This window comes from Anderseniella sp. Alg231-50, from assembly GCF_900149695.1.
In the GTDB taxonomy this organism is placed as follows: Bacteria; Pseudomonadota; Alphaproteobacteria; order Rhizobiales; family Aestuariivirgaceae; genus Anderseniella.
Genome location: NZ_LT703005.1, coordinates 122981 through 145054, shown reverse-complemented (window position 1 = coordinate 145054; position 22074 = coordinate 122981). Strand labels below are relative to the sequence as shown.

Annotated in this window: 16 protein-coding genes; 11 read left to right on the top strand and 5 right to left on the bottom strand. The window is 55.1% G+C overall.

The annotated features are described in order from the left end of the window. Window positions 1-71 precede the first annotated feature (71 nt). Window positions 72-2087, bottom strand: coding sequence for an EAL domain-containing protein (locus DHN55_RS16880; protein WP_337660446.1), 2016 nt, complete (start codon window positions 2085-2087; stop codon window positions 72-74). A gap of 503 nt (window positions 2088-2590) precedes the next feature. On the opposite strand from DHN55_RS16880, the gene DHN55_RS16875 reads away from it, so the two are divergent. The 4 genes from DHN55_RS16875 to DHN55_RS16855 all read left to right on the top strand — a co-directional run bounded on the left by DHN55_RS16875 (window position 2591) and on the right by DHN55_RS16855 (window position 8142). Then, on the top strand, window positions 2591-3865 hold the full coding sequence (locus tag DHN55_RS16875) for a S8 family serine peptidase (RefSeq protein ID WP_108882686.1): 1275 nt from the start codon (window positions 2591-2593) through the stop codon (window positions 3863-3865). 227 nt (window positions 3866-4092) lie between these two features. After that, window positions 4093-5157 carry a hypothetical protein gene (locus DHN55_RS16865; protein WP_108882684.1) on the top strand — a complete coding sequence of 355 codons (1065 nt, stop codon included), beginning with the start codon at window positions 4093-4095 and terminating at the stop codon, window positions 5155-5157. Next, window positions 5154-6638: a hypothetical protein gene (locus DHN55_RS16860; protein ID WP_337660445.1), complete on the top strand. Its 1485-nt coding sequence runs from the start codon at window positions 5154-5156 to the stop codon at window positions 6636-6638. The genes DHN55_RS16865 and DHN55_RS16860 overlap by 4 nt, the downstream gene beginning before the upstream one ends. A gap of 451 nt (window positions 6639-7089) precedes the next feature. Beyond that, entirely contained in the window at window positions 7090-8142 is a 1053-nt protein-coding gene (locus DHN55_RS16855; RefSeq protein WP_337660444.1) for a hypothetical protein, read from the top strand. Between the two features lie 132 nt (window positions 8143-8274). Here the strand turns inward: DHN55_RS16855 and DHN55_RS16850 are convergent, their stop codons facing one another. From DHN55_RS16850 to DHN55_RS16835, 4 genes are all read right to left on the bottom strand, one after another. Next, entirely contained in the window at window positions 8275-9366 is a 1092-nt protein-coding gene (locus tag DHN55_RS16850) for a transporter substrate-binding domain-containing protein (protein ID WP_108882681.1), read from the bottom strand. Window positions 9367-9713: 347 nt separating this feature from the next. Next, the gene (locus DHN55_RS16845; protein ID WP_108882680.1) at window positions 9714-10085 is read right to left on the bottom strand and encodes a hypothetical protein; all 372 of its coding nucleotides are present in this window, start codon (window positions 10083-10085) and stop codon (window positions 9714-9716) included. 433 nt (window positions 10086-10518) lie between these two features. Then, on the bottom strand, window positions 10519-11448 hold the full coding sequence (locus DHN55_RS16840; RefSeq protein WP_337660443.1) for a Bug family tripartite tricarboxylate transporter substrate binding protein: 930 nt from the start codon (window positions 11446-11448) through the stop codon (window positions 10519-10521). 115 nt (window positions 11449-11563) lie between these two features. Next, window positions 11564-12718 carry a TAXI family TRAP transporter solute-binding subunit gene (locus tag DHN55_RS16835; protein WP_108882678.1) on the bottom strand — a complete coding sequence of 385 codons (1155 nt, stop codon included), beginning with the start codon at window positions 12716-12718 and terminating at the stop codon, window positions 11564-11566. Window positions 12719-12985: 267 nt separating this feature from the next. On the opposite strand from DHN55_RS16835, the gene DHN55_RS16830 reads away from it, so the two are divergent. The 7 genes from DHN55_RS16830 to glmU all read left to right on the top strand — a co-directional run bounded on the left by DHN55_RS16830 (window position 12986) and on the right by glmU (window position 22074). Continuing rightward, on the top strand, window positions 12986-13627 hold the full coding sequence (locus DHN55_RS16830) for an isochorismatase family protein (protein WP_108882677.1): 642 nt from the start codon (window positions 12986-12988) through the stop codon (window positions 13625-13627). Window positions 13628-13760: 133 nt separating this feature from the next. Beyond that, window positions 13761-14174 carry a hypothetical protein gene (locus tag DHN55_RS16825; RefSeq protein ID WP_108882676.1) on the top strand — a complete coding sequence of 138 codons (414 nt, stop codon included), beginning with the start codon at window positions 13761-13763 and terminating at the stop codon, window positions 14172-14174. Window positions 14175-14467: 293 nt separating this feature from the next. Further along, entirely contained in the window at window positions 14468-15667 is a 1200-nt protein-coding gene (locus DHN55_RS16820; protein WP_108882675.1) for an aminotransferase class V-fold PLP-dependent enzyme, read from the top strand. A 153-nt stretch (window positions 15668-15820) separates the two neighbouring features. Then, window positions 15821-17452, top strand: a complete 1632-nt coding sequence (locus DHN55_RS16815; protein ID WP_337660442.1) for a GMC family oxidoreductase — start codon at window positions 15821-15823, stop codon at window positions 17450-17452. A 162-nt stretch (window positions 17453-17614) separates the two neighbouring features. After that, window positions 17615-18667 (top strand): extracellular solute-binding protein, encoded by a 1053-nt coding sequence (locus tag DHN55_RS16810; RefSeq protein ID WP_108882946.1) that lies wholly within the window; start codon window positions 17615-17617, stop codon window positions 18665-18667. Window positions 18668-18798: 131 nt separating this feature from the next. Further along, a complete protein-coding gene (locus DHN55_RS16805) occupies window positions 18799-20436 on the top strand; it encodes an ABC transporter permease (RefSeq protein WP_337660441.1) in 1638 nt (545 codons plus the stop codon). Window positions 20437-20700: 264 nt separating this feature from the next. Next, window positions 20701-22074: a bifunctional UDP-N-acetylglucosamine diphosphorylase/glucosamine-1-phosphate N-acetyltransferase GlmU gene (gene glmU, locus DHN55_RS16800; RefSeq protein WP_108882672.1), complete on the top strand. Its 1374-nt coding sequence runs from the start codon at window positions 20701-20703 to the stop codon at window positions 22072-22074.

Here is a 22074-nt window from a genome sequence, read left to right as displayed (position 1 = left end):
TGTGGCGATATTCTGACGTATGCGTATTATCGGCATGATGACGGTCGCTGGCAAGGCGTAGCGACCAGCATTCAATCTTCCGTGTTTTCCCGGTCGGCAAAGGTTTTGTTGAACGGCTCGGGCTTGCCAAGGAGGTAACCTTGCGCTTCGTCGCAGCTTCCGGCCGTCAACATGGCGAGTTGTCCGTCCGTTTCAACACCCTCTGCCGTTACCTTTATGCCCAGCGAAGACGCCAATGCCAGAATTGAGGTGACAAGCGACCGGCTGCGATCATCCAGCAGCATGCGCTCGGTGAAGCAGCGGTCAATCTTCAGTTTGGTAAAGGGAAACTGGGTGAGGTAGGCCAGAGACGAGTAGCCGGAGCCAAAATCGTCCAGCGACAGGTTGATTCCGAGTTCACGCAGTTGCGACAGGATCTTCACCGTGTTTTTGGTGTCTTCGATCAGAACATCTTCTGTTATCTCGATCTCCAGCCGGTGTGGCTCCAGCCCTGAAACCTGTAATGCGTCAGTTACGTCGCAGACCAGATCGGATTTTACGAACTGGACTGGTGAAACGTTGACCGCCACACGTGTGGAGTGATCCAGATTAGCGAAGTCAATTGCAGCCTGGCGCAGTGCCCAGCGGCCCATATCGACGATCAGGCCGGTTTCCTCGGCCAAAGGAATAAATTCAGCAGGCAGGACAAGCCCCCTGGTCGGGTGCTGCCATCGCATGAGTGCCTCGTAACCGACGTTCTTGTTGGTCCGCAGGTCGCGTTGTACCTGATAGTACAAAACCAGTTCGTTGTTATCCAAAGCCGACCTGAGGTCCTGCTCGAGAGAATATTTTTTCCGGGCTCTTTCGGCGAGTGCGGGCTCGTAGACCCTGATGACGCCCCGGCCTTGTTCCTTGGCGGCATAAAGCGCCAGGTCGGCGGCCATCAGAAAGTCTTCAGTCCCTGTGGTTTCGCCGGACAGAAAGGCCACACCTACCGAAGCATCAACCTTGAGTTCGGTTTCCCCGACAACAACCGGTTCTTTTGCAGCGTCGCGAAGACGGACTGCGAAATTCAAGGCATCGCGCTCGTTGGTGACCTCAACAATAGCGGCAAATTCATCGCCACCGATTCTGGCCATGGTATCACGTTTTCGAATGATGCCGCGGAACCGGTCAGCAAGTGTATGCAGCAAGGCGTCACCAAGGGCGTGACCGTAGGTGTCGTTGACCGGTTTGAATCTGTCCAGATCGAGAAGGATCAGCGCCACCATGCCGGCCTTGCTGCGTTCGCGTTGTGCGTTAACTCTAATCGAGAGTTCATCGTCGAAGGCGCGTCGGTTGGTCAGGTTGGTCAGGCAGTCAATTTCCGCAAGCTTGCGGACTTCCATTTCCTTTTCCTGCAGTTGCAATTCGCGGGTGCGCGCATCTGTAACATCGGTGTAGGTGACAAACATCATACCATGCCGGTGACGGCATTCGATAAGCAGGGTACGTGATCCGACCTGTGTCTCTGCGGAAAATTCCTGTCGGGATGCATATGCCTCGCGTGCCCGGACCAGGTGGTTTTCACCGTCTTCGTAATCTCCCCGTTCAATCCGATAACGAACCATATCTTCCCATGGCTCGCCCGCGGCCAACATATGCGACGGGATTCCGAGGACCTCGGGCAACCGCAGGTTGGAAGCTACGATTGATTTCTGGTCATGAACCAGGAGGCCCTGGGCCATGGCTTCAAAGGTGGTTTCAAGGACGGCTTTTTCCTTTGCCGCCTGGGTTATGTCGGTGTAGGTGCCGATCCCCATCTTGCCCTGGTGGCGACAATCGATGCGGATCGTGCGACCGTCCGGCAACTGGCGTTCTACAACGTAGTCTTTTCCGGTGGCGATGTGCATGCGCATGGATTGCAACGTCAGACCGGCGCTTGCCGAATAATCGCCGCGATCTGCTCCAAACTGAATGAATTTTTCGAGGTCTGCGCCGGGTACTACGAGTTCCGGCGGGCAATCCAGGAGCGGGCACAATTGCGCATTCGCCCCGAGAATGCGCTGGCTGTCATAGACCAGAACACCCTGTTCCATCTGGTCGACAATGGTGCGGTATGTAGCCATGCCAAAGCTACCAAGCGAATGTACACCTGGTTCGTTGTGCGGATCGGAAATTTGAATGTTTGCTGATGCTTTCACAAACGTCACATGAATACTGGGTTACCGGTGCTTCAGTCTACGTTCATCAGGTTACGGAGTTCCCAAGCACTCACGGCTGATAGCAGTGGCATTCTTTACACAATGTTAACGATACGCCGGCCCCAGATTCAGTAACCGGACGCCATTACCGCGGCATTCGGACAACGCAAGGTTCGCTGACGGCATCTGTCCCAAGTTGATTGAAACTTTCGGCAAAACAGAAGGTTGCGCCAGTGGGATATGGTTATAGCGGCGGGCTGGGACACCGGGCGCAGCAACCGCTCCGATTTGCCCGGTGTCTCTTTGATGGGGGCGAGCTTGAAACTATTGCAGGGAATTAGTTGACGCTACGTCGTTATGGAGTCACTCTGTATACATCTCGCAAATCCACACAGCCAGAAACTGCTCTCAGGTTTGGATTCCACAAGATGACCAAAAGTGTCCAGAAAATGATTGTGCTACGCGACAATTCAGTTGTCCGCACGAAGGCGCGAAAAGGCGTGAATTTCGACTTCAGTGAGGGGCCGCGCCCTTCGGTTTCCAACTTCGAGGCAGCAACAAGCGAAAACCTTGCTACTGCGGAACCCGAATTGCTGGTTGAGGATTACGACAAGAAGAACTTCAGCGAAGCTACAAGGGACCCGAGTGTCGTTGCCGTGGCGGAATCGATGTCGCTATCCCTGGTGAAGCCACTGACCAACAGGCAACTGTCGAAAAGCGAGTTGCTGGACGACCCGCTGGGTCAGTTGAAAAGCGACGGGGTAACCTGGGGAATCAAAGAGATCGGTGCCGACTTCTGTTTGCCGGACGGCAGAGGTGTAAAGGTGGCGGTGCTCGATACGGGCATTGATACGTCACACAAGGCTTTCGACGACGCGAAGCTGAATATCGTCACGGAGAATTTTACAGAAACAGTCGACGCCGACACTGACGGACATGGCACTCATTGTGCCGCGACCATCTTCGGGCGTGATGTGGACAGTTGCCGTATTGGGGTTGCCCCAGGTGTGAGAGACGCACTGATTGCAAAGGTCATTGGTGGAAAAGCCGGCACTGATGCATTGTTGCAGGCGTTGAACTGGGCCATTGAGAATGGCGCAAATGTCATTTCAATGTCGCTCGGGTTTGATTTTCCGGCTTTCCGGGAAGGCCTGGTTCGACGGGGAATGCCCGCAAAGGCGGCGACTTCAGCGGCCCTTCAGGCCTACCGGGACAACATAAGACTGTTTGACCAGTGGATGGCGTTGAATGCTGCCTACGAGGCTTCCGGCCAGTCTGCAATCGTGGTTGCCGCAAGCGGTAATGAAAGCAAGCGGAATGCAGCGAAGGCGTATGAAATTTCTGCCAGTTCACCCTCGTCATCTGCCGGAATCGTGTCAGTCGGCGCGCTTGCCAAACATGCCGATGGTCTGAATGTTGCCGGCTTTTCCAATACCAATCCACAAATTTCGGCTCCTGGCGTCTCGATAGTATCCGCAAAAGCGGGCGGCGGTCTGGTTGCCATGAACGGAACCAGCATGGCCTGTCCTCATGTTGCGGGCGTTGCGGCGCTTTACTGGGAAGAGTTGGCAGGAAGCAGAGTCAGGGCCAGTTCAAGCCGGGTGCAGGACCGGTTGCTCGGTGGCGCCCGGTACGAGGGCAAATTCCAGCCAAATACGGATTTCTCGGATGTCGGCGTGGGGTTGGCGCATGCGCCCGATTGACTACGAAAAAGGAGATCAAGATATGCGGGTTCGAAGGTTCACCTTCTTCAAGGCGATGCTGTCGGTATTTGTTTTGGCCCTGATTTGGTCGCAGACCGTCCAGGCGCAGGTCTATGGGGCAAGGTGCGCGGTGGCAGCCGGCGTATGCAGCATTGCACCCCAGCCCGTCGGTTCAGTTTGTTATTGCGGACAAATGCAGGGACGTACAATTCAGTAGGAAACAGAAAATGTCTGAAGAGAAACAAAGAACGACCGCCATTATCGCCTGCCTGTTGTTAATTCCGTCGATCGTTATCCTGTTTTTCAAAATTGAAACCTCATTCCTGAAGATGTGCCTGAATGTATTTGGTGACAAATGCATCTCCAGCGACAAGTACTCAAAAAAGCTGGTTGAACTGGCGACATCAGAGTCGGGCTGGGACAATGCCGCCGCGAGCATAGCAGGTGGAGCGGAGCTGTTCCTTATCGCGATAACCGCGGCCCTCGTCGGATTTCTTATTGCACTGATTGCAGCGATCCTGTTTCCCAATGGCATTCAGTTGACAGGCGAGCTCGAAAAGTTTGGCGGGCACGTCAAGTTTGGCGGGTTTGCGGCGCTCTTCCTGTTGTTCTCCGGGGGAGGGTACATGCTGGCCTGGCAAGGCATTCCTGCAGCCACCACCGCTGAGGTAAATGAAACCGCGTTTCGTGCCCTTGCGCAGGCTCATAAGACCCTGAGCCAGGAATATGCCGAAGACATGAATGAAATGCAGGAGGACATTAGTAACAAGTACAAACAACTGGATGGGAAATTTACGACTACTTACAATGGGTTGTCAGAAAGTTACGTAGGGTTTGGCGAAAATCAAACCAAGTTTGTCGAGCACATATCCAAGTACGAAGAAAAAATACTGTTCAAACTGCTGAATAACGGGTTCTTCGGAAAATTACATACAACCATCAAAGTGAATTGCACCAAGGACAATGTGGCGCAAAGAAATGAACTGGCTCTGGTCACGAGGAGTGAGACCAAAGCCACGTTGCCGGTCAAGGTTGTGGTCAAGATGGAACCGAAGGAAATAAACAAGCCAATGGCGACGATTTACCTGGCGGAGCGCAACAATATCGATGACCAGCTTGGTGACGCCAGGGAGCCGCTGGTTGTCATTCAGTATATACCGATAGAAACCAAGGCAATTGGCAATCAAAGAATCGATAGGTCCGTAGATTTTGTGGCCCGGATAAATCAATTTCATATCAACAGTTACTGCAACTCCGAATACCAGTCAGTCGAAGCGGACGTGTTTGAATGAACCGGCGTCTCCGACATCTCTTCAAAAACCTGCGCATGACGGGTTTCCTGGGCGGTATGGGGGCTGTGGTATTGTTTCTGCTGGTTGTCGCGCCAGTTGGAGCAAGCGCTGCTGAGTGCAAACAAAGGCAGTTTTATGCCAGTGAGGCGTTGTCTTCAATCAAGAGTACTTCCGACGCTCGCAGTGTGGCCAACACCATAGGGGAAATGTCCCTGAATACATTCCGTTGCGAGGTCGAGGTGCTTGTAAACGCTGCACTTGATCAGGATCACAAGACGTATTTTCAACAACTCAGCAAAGGTGATGTCCTGCAGGAATGCGGGTACACGGACCCAGCCAGAATGTTCAACAAGTTGACGGTGAAACGCCGTCTGGCAGCACTGCGGGTATTGTATATGTTGCCTCGGGAATGGAGTGTTCCCAGTTTTACCGGCAACGCGGCATCGTCAGTTTATTCTCTCCTTAAATGCCTGGAATCACAGCCGGTGAGGCTGGGCTCGCAACGTGACAGATCCTGGCGTGAACTTTGGAACGCGATTGAAAGGGCACACGCAAAGGCCGAGGAGCTTTACAGGGCAAATGTTTCGGTAAAGCAGCAGCAGATTCCCACCTGCGATGACCTGACAAACAGGCTGCAGGCTATCAATTCATACCAGAAATACACCCGGTCGCGTTTTGGAGCGGCCTCGTTCCTCGTTTCGGCGCAAATGAGAGTGGGGATTGCAAGCAACGAAAATTGCGATTTTGACGATAACTGGCTGGACGCTGCCGTGAAAAACCTTGAGGAAAGTTTGAATGCCGGCGCTTATTCGAAATCCCTCGAAGGATGGAGATTTGTAAACGACGCCACCTACATGCTTGTCCTGCTTAATGTGCTCCGGGGTGATCAGGAGAAGTTTAAAAAATACATGTCGCTTTTTGTTCAACCTGTTTCCCTGATCGACAAAGACAATGAATTTTCCGGTAACGTCCACCCCGTGGCGAAAAAACTCCTCGATGCTGTCGATGCTGGCAGGGTAAAAAAGTCCCTGAAACCCTATGTGGACCAGGTTTACGTCAAATTTCCCGTGCCCGGGTACTCGCGGAAAGATTCCATTCGCGGCCACTACTCAATGGTGGAATTCGGAGATGTGCTTAAGGAAATTTCCAACCAGTCAAATTGGAAGTGTTCCGGCAGGTGCCTGCAGGGAATTTTGCGACTGGATGCTCTGATCAGGAAAAACCTGGTCAAGAAAGACGTTAAGGTGGTGGCGGGTTCGTATATAGAGGAGAGTGCGGCATTGAACGGGAAACGTTCAATCTGTGGAACATTCAGAAAGGGTGGCAGGAAGTGTCCGTTTGTTGTTGAAAGATTTGATCAATATCACCGTGTTTCAACTGTGGAGATGAACGAGCCGGATGCTCGGAAGTCACAGGAGTTTCTCAACTCCAACGGGATACAGTCCTTTTTGTCTCGTCCAAGGTTATTGCCGCCCCTTTGAAGCCTGGATCGGGCACCAGCGTGAGATGCGATGCAACGGTTTTGCGTGGCGCAAAATCCAAATTGGCACGTAATTTGACGCTACCGCGAACTCGCCCATATTTAAACACAATTTCACCTAATTCTCTTCCTGTTTACATCGAACTCGATGCATACAGTTGGTGAGTTAGTTGACAACAAAGGGACGGCCTTTGTGATGTGTAAGTGTTTAACCGCTTACCCGGGATCCTGGCTTCAGCCAGGTGGAGGGGCAAAATGAATAGTGTAAATTTAACTACAGCTGCGCTGTTTTCTCTGTCACACGTCCGGACAATGTCACGGGGCGCTTTTCGGCAATGTCGATCTGCTTGAGTGAGGGAATTTCGAACGCACACTAAAGACCATCAGAGTCTGTGTGGAACGACCGCCAAGCTGATCCAGTGAGATCGTGAGCGGAACAGGGGAATAGCGTTATGAGTAACAATACAGACGACAATCGAAGTGGGTTCAAAAACAGCCGAATTGATTTGAGCCAGCTTGGCGATGACAACTGGAACAAGCCACTGGCGCACAACCCCGCGACACCGGGCCCGCGGAGAAAACCGGGGACGGCCAGCAGCCGGCGAGCGAACCTGGATGATGTGTTTGAGAGCAGGGTGCACGCGGCTACCACCAGGCGGGCAGTAAAGCAAAACAGTGGACAAAATCGTGTCTGGCTTTTTGCCAGCGGACTGTTCCTGGCAAGCGTGGGCGGTATTGCAGCGGCCTATTATCTGGTCGGGCCTCCCATGGCCATGACGGCCTACAACACAGACGAGGCAGGGTACGAGGCAAGCCAAACTTCATCGCTTGAAGTTGACGGCAGTGTCGAAGGCACAAGTTCGCACTTCCAGGGCGTGCCCGTATCGGCAAGCGTGTCCAGCGAAACCCCCGACTACAGCTCCGCGACTTCGGTCATGGTGCAACCTCCTGCCGGTACTCAAACTCTTGACACGCAAACTGAAACCGAAACTGCAGCGCGGAGCCCGGTTGCACCGCCAGTTTCCGAACAACCGGCGCCGGCTGATACAACAGCTGTGAAAGTTGAGACAACAGACACCCCGCAAGACGACGTGGCGGCGGTTGAACCAGCTGCTGCGCCAGTGTCCGAGAAAGACGCGGTCAAAGCCGAAACCGAACGAATGGTGCGCATTGTTCCCACGGCTGTATCTGAAGAGCTTGAAACCAAAACCAACGTAAATGCGGCAAAGACACCAGCTGTATCGGAAGCTGAAACCGGACAATGGGTCGCGCTTCCGACAGAGACAAAGCCAGCTGCTCCATCCGTGGTGACGGCCGCTGCTTCACAACAGTCGGGCGAGACCAAACCGTTTATCGATCCGGTCAAGTCACAGCAGGAATTGTTCGAAGCTTTTCAGGAATATCTCGAAAGCTCAGGCCATACGGTAACGGGTAAAAATCAAGACCAGGAAGAATTGTTCAACAAGTTCATCCGGTGGAGCGTCGAAGCCCCCAAGGGAAACTAGGCACCGTAGCCTGTCGGTTACCTAGGCATGGGTAACCGGGCAGACTGGCGTTCAGGGCGCCGCAAAATATTTGAGCGCGGTTTTGATGTTGTCAAAACCGCGCTCTTTTTTTGTCAGTGCGAGACGTCCTGCTTATTTCGTCTTGGCACGGTGTTCCGCCATCTGCCGGGTGACGATCCGGAACCATTCACCGGATTCTTTCAGCTTGGTGATGCCACTATCGAGTGCGGCGAGATATTGTTTTCCGTTCGGATTGGTCTTGGCAATTACGGCATGCATGGTTGCCACATAAGACAATTGATCCTGAAACGCCACCTTGTCCTTGGCTCCCAGTTTAGCAATCGCGCCTTCGGCCACGTCCGACGCCAGCACCACGGCATCATACTTACCCGAGAGCAAGCCTTCGAAACATCCCGCGGGACTGTTTTCACGGGTGAACGAGATATTGGGCTCGACGAGACCATACTCTTCCATCATGAAGGTGGCATAACCGGATGGCCGGCAGAGATGCTTGCCGAACAGATCCCGATGGGCGGCTGGACGCGCCTCACCCGCACGGGTGTAGTAACCGATGATCTGCTCGAACAGGGGCTGGGACCAGTCAAGGTTGTTGCAGCGGAACTTGGAGCCGTCACCCAGCTTGTCTACCAGGTCACAGTTCGGACGGAACCAGACCAGGCTGAAATCATAGGCATGGTCCGAGATGAGCGGTTGCAGATGGGCGCCCCAATCGTTGATGAAGTCGATCTTGTAGGATGGTTTGCCATCAGCAAGTGACATGGCCACATTAGCCACTTCAGTGATCATGCCACCCTGGGCCTGGTCCTCGTTGGTGAACGGTGCCCAGTCTGTTCCGACGACGAAGCGTATTTGGCGTGGCTTTGGCGGTGGCAGCGCTTCTGTTGTGGACGCGCGGCGCAGGACAGATGCGTTGGCAGTGGACGGCGATACGTCATCCAGGCAGGGAATGCTAAGAATGGCGCCTTCCTGAATGAATGAAGGGTCCGGTCCGATCGCAGCGGAATTGGCGCTGTAGACGAACTGGAAACTGGCAGCGCCGGCATAAGCGCGCCAGGCAATCCGATTAAGGCTGTCGCCGCGCACAATCCGGTAAGGCTCGCCGCATTCTATTGACTGGGCCTTGGCCGGAGTCGGGCTGAATGTCGTACCGGCGCCCAAGACGCCGGCAACGGCAAATGCTGAAAACAGATTAAGTAGTTTCATGTTGTTCTCCAGAAGTCGAATCCAGGTGAGGTTCTTTGAAAATGATTTGGCTGAATGTGTGAAAGCGGGCGTAAGAGGAAAACAATCCGGTTATCGGCCACCGGGCCAATGCATGCTCCTGATCTGGAAGGTCACGACTTTTCCTGATACCCGCGAGGGCAGGGCGCAGTCGGGGTCAGCGACAAACTTGACGCCGTCATGACGTGAGTGATGCCTTGCCCCAAGTCGAAGCCTATCGTGTCATCGCATTGATTGCGTTTCCCGCCGTACCCTCTTTTCTCGCCGTCCCGTGTTTTTCCCTAGTGTGTGCCCGGTTCGGTTGCTGGACCGGTGCTTCACATTGCAATTTAATTTGCGGCGTTTCTTTTGCGCCACTCCAGGAATTCCTGGAAATCCTCATTGTTCTTGCGCCACTCGAGAAATGCGCGGAACAATTTGAGTTGCTCATCCTGGCTGAGTTCTGTCTGTGGTGGAGCTGCGGCTGTCGCGGGCGACGTATCAGGACAACCTGCGCCTTCGCAACGTACATCTGCCACTGGAATTCTGATTTGGCCGACGGAAGTGGCGACCACATAGAACTCATTGTCCAATTTGAGCAGATCGCCTTCGATCCGGGTGTATCCGTCATTGGAAACGAGTACGACCGGCTCGGCCTTCGCGACGGAGCCGAAAGTTATTGTACTCACCAGACAAAATGTAAAAATGACCGCACGCCGCATCTTGATCTCCCCTGATCACAGCCTTGCCCGATAACATATGAAGTTTGCCAAATAGTGTCGCCAACAACTACTCGACATTGTTACGGGAGCGCCTGATCACCAACCGCCACGCGAGCTCTTCGAATAGTCATATTCAGCTCACAGAATGGTCTTTGTTACATCCAAATATGTCGAAATTTAGCAGGGCGACTGGCGTGCCTGCTGTTGTGATGAAACACCTGAACAGGGGTATACGGAATTTTCGCTTTGGCACGAAATCCGACCCTGAAATCCGGCGGATAGCTGTTGCGGATTGTTCGCCGTGACGTGTTGTCGAGATATGTTTCTATCGCGCCAGGTCACGCTGGAAAACTGCACGAGCAAACCTTTACAGGGCGGGTATGTGATCGCCCCGGGACGCCGGGTTACCCAGAGAAGAAGTATCCGATATCCCTCAGTTGACGGCCTTGGTTTCCGCCAAAATCTTGCGATGTGCTTCCTTGCCGGAGATCCAGTATTCCATAAGGGTATCGCCGGTGGCGAATTCGCCGCGCAGGCTGTTGGAGTTCATGTAATCCTGCCATTCCTTTGATTCATATACCGCCTGAAAAATCTCCTGGTAGAATGCGACGACATCCGGCGACAGGCCTGGTGGACCGACAATTGACCTCTGCATGAAGTAAGTCATGTCCTGGCCCAGTTCCGCAAAGGTTGGCACGTCCGGATACTGGTCCAACCGTTCAGGTGTGAAGGCCGCGATCGGGCGCGACTTGCCCTCCCGGTAATACTTGTCCTGTTCGGAAGGATTGTTCACCGTGGAGTTGGCCTTGGCAGCGATCAGTTCCTTGGCCACCGCGCCACCGCCCTTGAAGGGCTTGTAGGCCATTTTCAGATTGTAGGTCTGGTTCAGCAGATTGGTCAGCAGGTTGTCCTCGCCACCTTTGCCGGTGCCGGCCATCAGCCAATTCGGGCCCTGTGCGGAAGCCTTCTTGATGAACTGATCGAGATCGGAGATGCCGCTGTCGTTGGTCACCCACAGCAAGAACGTATCTTCGGCCATGCGTGCAATCGGTGCGAATGTCGTGATATCTATGCCCAGCTTCGGCTGGCGCAACGGTGTGGTGAAAAAACTGTTCAGGGTTACCATCACCACATTCGAATTGCCGCTGTTGGCCTTCATGAACTGCAGTGCGTCACCACCGGAGTTGCCCGGCATGTTGACCGGTTCGAATGGAACCGGTGACATTTCTTCGTCGTTTATGATCTTGATGAACCGTCGTGCCATCTTGTCGGCACCGCCGCCTTTGCCAGCCATGATCACCAGCTTGACCGGTTCTTCCGGATACCATTCAGCAGCGGCCTGTCCGATGGTCGTGAAAATCAAGCTTAGCGTTGCTGCTGCAATCAGGCTTAGACGGTGAAAGAGGCGGAATGAATTCATGACTAGGTTCACACTGATCTGGTTGGTCCGGCAACGGCCGGACTAGAGGTTGGCGTTGTTACTGGTTTGCGGTGCCGGTGTTGACCCAATCCTTGAAGCCCTTGAAAATCTGCTCGGCATCGGTTTTTGAAATTTCCCCGGCCACGCGAATATTTGCTTCAGCAAGATACTGGGTGAATGCGGCTCTCAGATCGGCGGCACTGCAACTGCCGAAATTTCCTGCAACAACCGGTTTCGGCGCGGCATCAACGGCAGCCTTGACCCGTATCCAGTTGTCGAGGCGGGCCGACATATTGAATTCCTGCCACTTGGGGTGATTTGGCCGTTTTTTCAGTTCACCCGCATTGGGGAAGAACTGATTGATGAACTTGGACACTTTGCGATAGCGCTTGGTGTCCTGCTTCCAGTTGAAGGCCAGCAGTACGTTTTGCACCGCCACTGTGGTGATGTTCTTGCCCGCAGGGATCAATCGCGGATAATCGCTTGCATCGATATTTGCCGGTATGTAGTCGGGCATTTTTTCAAGATTGAGAGGCACCGGCAACAAACGCAGTCCGGCCTTGGGCAGGTTTTCGTACATGCGTACCGGTTTTCCCGACACGCTGATTACCGCATCCAGTTCGCCCTTCTGCAGTTTGAGCATTGCCAGCGCGTAATCACCATAGACCGGTGTATACTGGATGTTGGCCGCCCCAAAAATAGTGCGTGCCGAATAATCGCCGCTACCGTCTTTCGGACCCACGGCGATCTTGCCGCCGGCGAGGTCCTGGATCTTGGTGGCCTTTTCGGGTGCCAGCACATGGACTTCCTCATTGAACAACTTGGTGACGTAGGCCACTCGGCGTTCAAGCTTCGGGAAGGTGTTTTCGGCTTTGATTTTTTCCAGCGTATCAAGCGAGACAATGGCAAGGTCGATGTCACGCAGAAACAGGAGGTCGGAGATGTTTTCCGCACCCCCGCGACCAGATATCGGCATCAGCCTGAGACCGTCCGCACGTGCCAGAAGGCTGGCTATTTCGGACGCTGCACGAAAAGAGGTGCTGTTGACGTCCTCCGCTACAACCCGGATGACCTTGTCCGCCGCCTGTTTGCGCAGCTTCCATTCGGCTCCGGTAGTGGCCTGTTGAGAATACGCGCCCGGGGCTAACAAGGTGAGGAAGAAAGTGAGGAAAATGAGTATGGTAGCAATTGACAGCGGGTATCTATTCGCCATGACGAACCTTTCATCCAAATACCAGCAGTGCAAGGCCCCCGGCACTGTCGTAACCGCCCCTGTCCGCTTGTTAAATCAACTATGCCGTTGAAGCGACATTCGCTTCCGGAAGTGACCTTAGTTTGCGGATTTCGCGTCATAAATTAGGCGAAAACACGTTCAAGAAAAGGCGGTCTATACATTGCGTGTCAGGTCGGACAAGAATTGACCGCAACTTGACGGACCTTCATGCACACGGACATATAACCAGACCGGTAAGGAATTCTTATGGCGAACTCGTCCTCTGAAAGACGCGACCTGATCGAAGGCCGCGCCGCGCTGATCGTTATCGACATTCAGGCGAGTACTTTCATAGACAGCAGTGACATGCGCGCGATTGACAACATGCCCGGCTACAAGGAGCGCATGGAGCGGGCACGGCTGGCAATTGACGCAGCGCGTGAATGCGGCATTCCGGTGATATTCATCCAGGAGGTACACCGGCCCGACCTGGTCGACTTCGGCCGCGAACTGGACGGCGATGAGGATATCCACTGCCTCGAGAACGATCCCGGCACCGAGATTGCCAAGAAGGAAATGGGATTCCTGGCCACTGATTACCTCATAAGGAAACGTCGGTACTCGGCATTCTTTGGCACCGACTTTGAAATTCTGTTGCGTGGACTGAAAGTAGATACCCTCCTGCTGTGTGGTGGTCTGACCGATGTTTGCGTGCACTACACCTTCGTAGACGGTCATCAGTCGGATTATTATTGCCGGGTCATCGAAGATTGCGTGGCCGGATCAGGTCTTGAGGCCCACGAAGCTTCCCTGCGCGCCATGGAGTACCTGCAATCAGGGGCCCGCAGGTCGCTGGATGAAGTCATCACGGCAATGAGTGGCGCTACAAAAGTTCGTGTTCCGACATAACGATCCGCTCTGACATCTTCACTTCACAACCAGAAGTATTATGATGACCATTATATTCATGTGCGACAGCATGTGACCAACTCCGGGGGATGTCGAAACCTGTGACGGAAGGTCCATAATGAAAAAAAGAGTGATGATTGCAGCACAGACGTTGCTGCTGGCCGGTGGGATGATCGCGATCCAAGGCGTAGCCGCGCCGGATACGGCACATGCGGCCAAGTCCTGTGGATTTGGCTGGGCAAAACCGGGCAAGTACAGAGTATCCGGTAACTTCCGGGGCAGGGTTGAATCAACGTCTGCCCGCCTGACAACTGACTGCCGTGTTTCCCTTCAGATCCCCGGAGTGTTTACGGGTGGCCGTGTGAAAAAGAGGGGGAAGTGCCTGCGCTTTGCTCTCAAGGTCGAAGGTCAGCGCAAGGTGTTTTTTGCCAAATGGTGCAATACCTATGGTCTGGTTCCTTGGAAGGGCAGGAACATTCGTGCCGAGATCAAACCGATTTCCATTGAGGTGCCCAGCGTGCGGCCGAAGACCAACTTTAACAATTGAGCCTGCCATCATCCGGGTCGGAGACGCGTTGCCTCCCGACCCGGATCCGGTTGTGTAAAGCCGGCACCAGCCTGGATTTTCACCCGTAGCCGGCCTTACCGGTTTTCATGGTCCATTCGTTTTTGTAACGACAAAAATTTACAACATTACAAAAGTCAAATTTGTAAACGACAAGGTTTGCATCGTGACCCAATTTGGCTCGGGTTTTGCTTTCGCATGCCATAGACAGGAGGGATACGGAAAGCCCAGACACGAAAACAGCTTTCCTGCGATGTCACATTGGAGGAGACACCATGAAAACCGGTCAATCGCATTTGTTCATCCCCGGACCGACAAATATCCCGGACCGTGTCCGGCGGGCCATGAATGTTCCCATGGAGGATATGCGAGCGCCTGATTTTGGCGAGCTGACCAAGCCTTTGTTCGAAGGCCTGAAGCGGGTTTTTCAAATGACGTCCGGCCGGGTTTTCATGTTTCCCGGATCAGGCACCGGGGCCTGGGAAAGCGCAATCACCAACACCCTGAATGCCGGCGACAAGGTGTTGATGTCCCGGTTCGGTCAATTCAGCCATCTCTGGGTGGACATGGCGCAACGCCTCGGTCTTGACGTGCAGTGCATTGATGTGGAGTGGGGCAAGGGTGTCCCGGTGGTCGAGTACGCGAAAATTCTGGATGCCGACAAAAGCCACTCGATCAGGGCGGTTTTCATCACTCAGAACGAAACGGCGACCGGCGTGACTTCCGATGTGGCTGGTGTGCGGGCGGCGCTCGATGCCACCGGTCACCCGGCACTGCTGTTCGTCGATGGTGTCAGTTCCATTGCATCTATTGATTTTCGGTTCGAGGAGTGGGGTGTCGACCTTGCGGTGGCCGGTTCACAGAAGGGGTTCATGTTGCCGGCAGGCCTGTCGATGCTGGGGGTTAGTGAAAAGGCACTTGATGCATCCAGGACCGCCCGGATGCCGCGCTGCTATTTCTCGTTCGACGACATGCTCAAACTCAATGATGACGGTTATTTCCCCTACACACCACCGACACAGCTGTTTCACGGATTGCGCGAGGCGCTGGCTCTTATCGAGGAAGAAGGGCTGCAAAACATATTTGCCCGGCACAACCGCCTGGCGGAAGGTGTGCGCCGGGGGATACTGGCCTGGGACGGCTGCAGTCTTTGTGCGCACTCTCCGCAATGGTATTCGGATACCGTTTCGGCAATTGTCGTGCCGGAGAACATAGATGCCCGCGAGGTTATCAGATCCGGGTATGAGCGCCATCGCACCAGTTTCGGTAGCGGCCTCAGCAAGGTTATGGGCAAGGTGTTCCGCATCGGTCATCTGGGCGACCTGAACGAAGTCATGTGCCTGACTGCCCTGGCATCGGCTGAAATGGCGCTGCGTGATGCCGGCGCCAAGGTTGAATTCGGATCCGGTGTTGCTGCGGCGCAGGACTGGTACAGTTCGAGCCAGTCGGTCGAGATCAGCGTGGCAGCCGAATAGCGCTCCGTAACGACCAGCCATTCCTCCAGAGTGGCACACTGAACGGGCCGGCAACTCCCTTGCAGAGCCGGCCCGTTTCTTTTTGCTTGGCAGCAGCACAAGATTCAGCAAAGTATCGAAAACCGGTCTGGCTTGTTCAAGGGATGTGAGCCGTTGCAGGACGATCAACTGCTGTTTGACTTTGTTATTGTGGGGGCGGGGTCTGCCGGGTGTGTGCTTGCCGGAAACCTGTCGGCTTCGGGAAAGCACTCGGTGTTGCTGCTGGAGGCAGGACCCGACCGAACCGGCTTCTGGATAAAGACCCCGCTCGGCTACGGCCATTCCATCGTCAACAAATCCGTCAACTGGATGTATGCCAGCGAACCCGAACCGGGTCTCGGCGGGCGTACCGTTCCGGTTCCTCGCGGCAGGATTGTCGGCGGCTCGAGCGCCATCAATGCGATGGTCTACATGCGCGGCACAAAAGCCGATTATGACGAGTGGGCGCACGATGGTAATCCTGACTGGGCATGGGACAAGGTCCTGGACAGTTACAAACGCATGGAAAATCACTGTGTTCGCGATGCCTGGCATGGGACAACCGGCCCTTTGCAAGTCAACAGCAGGGCAAGTGTCGCGCATCCGATTTGCAATGCGTTTCTGGAAGCAGGCGACCAACTGCAGATTCCCCGCAATGACGACTTCAACGGCGAGCGTGTCGACGGGCTGGGTTACTATCATCACACGATTTGCTCATCTGCCAAACGCATGTCGGCCTCACGGGGCTGGCTGGACCCGGCACGCGGGCGGTCCAATTTCAAGCTTTTGGCGAATGCCCGGGCCATAAGCCTCGAGATCAGTGATCACGCAGTGACGGGTGTGGTTTATCGCCGGAACGGGCGCGTGTTCACTGCCCGGGCCCGGCGCGAAGTTGTGCTGGCAGGTGGCGCCATCAATACGCCGCACCTGCTTATGGTGTCGGGCATCGGGCCAGGTGCAGCATTGCGCAAGGCGGGCGTTGAAGTGCGTCATGAACTTCCGGCGGTCGGGCAACATATGCAGGACCACTTTGCCTATGACATGCAGTTCCGTTCACGGGTGCCGACCCTGAACCAGCAACTGAGCACCTGGCCTGGCAGATTGCGCGCCGGCTTGCAGTACTATCTGTTTGGATCGGGGCCGTTATCGTCCGGGACAACCCATGCCGGCGGGTTTGTGAAATCCGCGCCGTCACGGGACATGGCGAACCTGCAATTGTATTTCTCTCCGCTGACCCGCGACCTGGAACCGGGTTCTCCCGGGCGCATGGCGCAGGCAGACCCATATGCCGCATTCTCAATGGGGATCTGCAACACGAGGCCAAGGTCACGGGGGGAAGTTTCCCTTTCCAGCAATGATATGACCGATGCGCCGTTGATCCGGTTCAACTTCCTGGATCATCCGGAAGACATGGCTGAGATGATCGAGGGTGTGGGTGCATTGCGGGCGCTGGCGGATGCACCCGCGTTGCAGAAGATCATTGAAAGCGAGTATCTGCCAGGACCAGATGTCAGGTCGGATGAGGACCTGGAGCAGGATATACGGGCGAGGGGATATTCGATTTATCATCCCTGCGGGAGCTGTCGAATGGGCCCGGTCAAAGACGAGGCCGTCGTCAACTCTCGTCTCAAGGTGCACCAAATTCAGGGACTAAGGATCGCCGATGCGTCTGTGCTGCCCTTTGTGGTGACCGGCAATCTGAACGGCCCAAGCATGATGATCGGGCAACGTGCCAGCGAAATCATCCTTGAAGATTCAAGCGCTTGACTGTTTTCGACATTGTTAGTTTGGAATTATTCCAATTTTAATTCTGCGATTTCAATCGGTTACAGCCTGTCAAAATGTCGCAAGATCGCAATTGCCGCTTGCAAAATTTAATCCCGACTGATTTAGTCGGTTTATTAATTCACCACTCAAGAGATGTTTCACATGTCAGTTGTCAGCTCACCCCTCAATCGCCGCCGCTTCGTTCTTGCCGCAACCGGATCGGCTGTCGGCCTGCTTGCCGCTCCATCGATCCTGCGTGCTGCAGGTGAGATAAACCTGTATTCGTCGCGCCATTATGATACCGACGAGGCGCTTTATGCCAACTTTACCAAGCAGACCGGGATTGGCATCAACAGGATTGAGGCAAAGGCTGACCAGTTGATCGAGCGGATGAAAGCCGAAGGCGCCAATTCGCCGGCGGATGTGTTCATCTCGGTTGATGCGGGACGGATTGAGCGGGCGAATGTCGAAAACTTGCTGCAGCCGATCCAATCGGAAGTTCTGAGCTCCCGCATTCCATCCTATCTGCGCCATGCAGACGGCAGCTGGTTTGGCTTCTCCAAGCGCGCCCGCGTGCTGGTGGTTGCAAAGGACCGCATGGATCCGAAAGACGCACCAAGCTATGAAGCTCTTACCGGCGAGGCAATGAAAGGCAAGGTGCTGATCCGGTCTTCCGGCAATATTTACAACCAGTCGCTCATGGGATCGATTATTTCGGCCCACGGTGCGGAAGAGGCCGCCAAATGGGCAAGCGGCATGGTCGCCAACTTCGCCCGCTCGCCAAAGGGCGGCGACCGCGACCAGATCAAGGCAGTAGCCGCCGGCGAAGGCGATGTCGGCGTGGTCAACAGCTACTATCTCGGTAAAATGATGAAATCGAGCAAGGAAGATCAGCGCAAGGCGGCAGACAAGGTAACACTGGTGTTCCCGAACCAGGCGGATCGTGGCACCCATGTGAATATCTCCGGTGGTGGTGTGGCTCGCCATGCCAAGAACAAGGATGGTGCCGTCAAGTTCCTGGAGTATCTCGCCTCCGATCAGGCACAGGAGTATTTCGCTGCGGGCAACACCGAATACCCGGTGGTCAAGGGTGTGCCGCTTGCAAGCCCGCTGGATACGTTTGGCGAGTTCAAGGAAGACACACTGAATGCGCAGAAGTTTGCATCACTGAATGCAGAAGCCGTTCAGATCATGGATAAGGCTGGCTGGAAATAATCTCGGCTGCCGGTTGAAGGTTAGATCTGTCCGGACTGAATATGGCGACAGCACAGGATTTCAGAGGCAATCGAAATGGATTGCCAGCGACAAAGGGGCGGTCCTTCAGGGTCCGCCCCAACGGCGTTTTTGTGGCGACGGCTGTTCTGGCGCTGTTGGTATTGCTGCCGATTGCCGCGGTGCTGTCCAGCCTGTTCGACACCAGCGGCGGGTCGCTGGGCCATCTTGCCGCAACCATCCTGCCGGAACTTGTTCTCAACACACTGGGACTGGTCCTGATGGTTGGCCTGGGCACGGCAGTTGTCGGCACCGGAACGGCCTGGTTGGTCAGTGCCTGCAGGTTTCCGGGATCGCGCTTCATGCAGTGGTTGCTGCTGCTGCCGCTGGCCATGCCTGCCTACATCATCGGGTATGCCTATACTGACTTCCTGGTGTTTGCAGGACCGCTGCAAACCGGGTTGCGCGACCTGTTCGGATGGACCCGGCACGATTACTGGTTTCCGGACATACATTCCTTGTGGGGCGTGAGCCTGATGCTGGTGCTGGTGCTCTACCCATATGTGTTCTTTCTGGCACGTACAGCATTTCAGGAGCAATCACGCGGCCTGCTTGACGTGGCCCGCACGCTGGGACGCAGCCCGTGGAACGTTTTTGGTACGGTGGCCCTGCCAATGGCCCGGCCAGCCATCGCGGCCGGTGTTGCCCTGGCCCTGATGGAGGCAATCGCTGACTTCGGCACGGTCCAGTATTTTGGTGTCCAGACCTTTACCACCGCCATTTACCGGACCTGGTTCGGCATGGGCGACAGGGTTGGTGCTGCACAACTGTCCTCCGCCCTGCTGGCATTCGTCTTCGTGCTGGTGGCGCTGGAGCACTGGTCCAGATCCCGTCAGGCCTACTACGACACGTCAAGCCGCGCTCTGAAGCCGCAACCGGTCTTATTGCGGGGTTGGGCGGCCGGTTTTGCTTTTGTGGCTTGTGCTGTTCCTGTTCTGCTGGGCTTTGTACTTCCCGTCCTCATACTGCTGGATCTTCATATTGACGGCGGCGACGGCTTCCTGGGCAGCCGGCTCATGGTCTATGCCGGCAACAGTTTCCTGCTGGCAGGCGGTGCCGCAGTTGTCGTTACCGCTTGTGCAATCCTGACCGGATATTGCCTGCGGCGTTCCGGCGGTGGAGCGGGAGCCGCTCTCGTGAGGCTATCCACGATGGGGTATGCTATTCCCGGCACCATAATCGCGGTGGGTGTGTTGATTCCGTTGGGAGCATTCGATAACTGGCTGGACGGGCTGGCGCGCAGCTGGTTTGGCATTTCAACCGGTCTTTTGTTGTCAGGCACTGTGGTGGCGTTACTGTTCGCCTATACGGTAAGATTTCTGGCTGTTGCCAACGGTGCAATTGAAACCGGCTTCAAGCGCATTCCGGTTCACATCGACGATGTAGCGCGCACGCTGGGGCGTACGCGGCGCGGTGTCATTGCCATGGTGCACCTGCCGTTACTGCGGCGGTCGGTGCTTATGTCCGCCGCAATCGTGTTTGTTGACGTTCTGAAGGAGCTGCCGGCAACCCTGATTGTCCGGCCGTTCAACTTTGACACTCTGGCAGTCCGGGTCTATCAGCTCGCGTCTGATGAACGGTTGTCGGAAGCGGCAACCGGCTCGCTGGTGATAGTCGCCATCGGCCTGGTGCCAATTTTCCTGCTGACCAGATTTACTGACCGTCGCAGCGGGCAAATGTCTTCGTCACCTGCAATAAAACTTCCGCAATAAGGTTTTCACCGCAGCCGAAGTCCCGGGCAAAGTGCTGCACAACCATCAATGCGCTGGCGGTCCAACAATAACAGGTAGTACTACGCTTGCGAATCGCATTTTCATGTTTGCGGTTGATGTGCCAGGTAAACCCTCCAGCCGGAGCAGGAAGATTCCGACCCGCCTGTGGGTTGTTTTGTGGGGATCAGCGTCTTAGGAACAACGGATGCTCAGCAATGAACCAGATTGTAGAATGATCCATAAAGCGGACAAGGCAATGGCTCCATGACAGATATTGCATGTATCGTACTTGCAGCCGGTATGGGAACGCGCATGTGTTCTCAATTGCCAAAGGTCCTGCACAAGGCTGCCGGACGCACTCTTGTCGGGCACGTGGTGACCGCCGCCAATGATCTTGGCGCTGCCCGTATCTGTGTTGTCGTCGGCGACGGAGCAGAGGCCATCGAGGCGGAAGTCAAGGGTTACGCGCCCGGTGCCGACATTGTTGTTCAGTCACCGGCATGCGGCACCGGTGATGCTGCATCCAAGGCCATGCCTGCGCTGGACGGATTTGACGGCACTGTCCTGGTGTTGTTCGGGGCTGATCCGCTTATGGGCCAGGAAACGCTCGGCCGGATGACGGCGGCAGTGGCAAACGGTGCCAGGCTGGCGGTGCTGGGATTTAATGCTGTCGATCCATCCGGATACGGCCGCTTGCTCACCAATGGACCGGATCACGTATCGGGTATTCGCGAACATGCAGACGCATCGGAAGACGAACGTGCCATCACACTTTGCAATTCCGGGGTCATGGCATTTGATGCGAAGTTGTTGCGCGACCTTCTGCCGAAGATCGGCAACGACAATGCAAAGGGCGAATATTATCTGACCGACATCGTTGCATTGGCGAACAGTGCGGGCGAACAGGTTGCGTTGGTCACCTGTCCCGAGCATGAAATTCAGGGGGTCAATACCAGGGCCGAACTGGCTGTGGTGGAGGCTGAATTCCAGCGCCGCTACAGGCACAGGGCCATGGCCGAGGGAGCGACGCTGATCGCGCCGGAAACCGTATTCCTGAGCGCCGACACCGTCATTGGCAGTGATGTCGTCATAGAACCGAATGTCGTCATAGGACAAGGCGTGTCAATCGGGTCGGGCAGCGTGGTACGTGCGTTTTGCCATATTGAAAATGCGCAGATCGGTGAAGGCGTTGAACTTGGCCCTTATGCCCGCATTCGGCCGGGAAGCAGGCTTGCACACAATGTGAAGGTCGGTAATTTCGTCGAAGTGAAAAACGCGCACCTGGAACAAGGTGCCAAAGTGAACCATCTCAGCTATGTTGGTGATGCGCGCGTGGGCGAAAAGGCAAATGTGGGAGCCGGCACCATCACCTGCAATTATGACGGGTTTTTCAAACATCATACGGATATCGGCCAAGGGGCCTTCATTGGATCCAATTCTGCTCTTGTCGCACCGGTTAAAATAGGAGAAGGCGCCTATGTGGGATCCGGCAGCGTGATCACCAGGGACGTGGAAGCCGGCGCACTGGCGATTGCCCGCGGCTCGCAGGAGACCCGGGAAGGCTGGGCGACCCGTTACAACCAGGTTCAAAGTGCACGTAAGCAGAAATCTGCGGCTGCGGGGAAGAAAAAGGAATAG

Bases quoted from the DNA above. Each gene is read 5' to 3' on its own strand.
- DHN55_RS16880 (WP_337660446.1), bottom strand. From the start codon at position 2,087: ATGGCTACATACCGCACCATTGTCGACCAGATGGAACAGGGTGTTCTG.
- DHN55_RS16875 (WP_108882686.1), top strand. From the start codon at position 2,591: ATGACCAAAAGTGTCCAGAAAATGATTGTGCTACGCGACAATTCAGTT.
- DHN55_RS16865 (WP_108882684.1), top strand. From the start codon at position 4,093: ATGTCTGAAGAGAAACAAAGAACGACCGCCATTATCGCCTGCCTGTTG.
- DHN55_RS16860 (WP_337660445.1), top strand. From the start codon at position 5,154: ATGAACCGGCGTCTCCGACATCTCTTCAAAAACCTGCGCATGACGGGT.
- DHN55_RS16855 (WP_337660444.1), top strand. From the start codon at position 7,090: ATGAGTAACAATACAGACGACAATCGAAGTGGGTTCAAAAACAGCCGA.
- DHN55_RS16850 (WP_108882681.1), bottom strand. From the start codon at position 9,366: ATGAAACTACTTAATCTGTTTTCAGCATTTGCCGTTGCCGGCGTCTTG.
- DHN55_RS16845 (WP_108882680.1), bottom strand. From the start codon at position 10,085: ATGCGGCGTGCGGTCATTTTTACATTTTGTCTGGTGAGTACAATAACT.
- DHN55_RS16835 (WP_108882678.1), bottom strand. From the start codon at position 12,718: ATGGCGAATAGATACCCGCTGTCAATTGCTACCATACTCATTTTCCTC.
- DHN55_RS16830 (WP_108882677.1), top strand. From the start codon at position 12,986: ATGGCGAACTCGTCCTCTGAAAGACGCGACCTGATCGAAGGCCGCGCC.
- DHN55_RS16825 (WP_108882676.1), top strand. From the start codon at position 13,761: ATGATTGCAGCACAGACGTTGCTGCTGGCCGGTGGGATGATCGCGATC.
- DHN55_RS16820 (WP_108882675.1), top strand. From the start codon at position 14,468: ATGAAAACCGGTCAATCGCATTTGTTCATCCCCGGACCGACAAATATC.
- DHN55_RS16810 (WP_108882946.1), top strand. From the start codon at position 17,615: ATGTCAGTTGTCAGCTCACCCCTCAATCGCCGCCGCTTCGTTCTTGCC.
- glmU (WP_108882672.1), top strand. From the start codon at position 20,701: ATGACAGATATTGCATGTATCGTACTTGCAGCCGGTATGGGAACGCGC.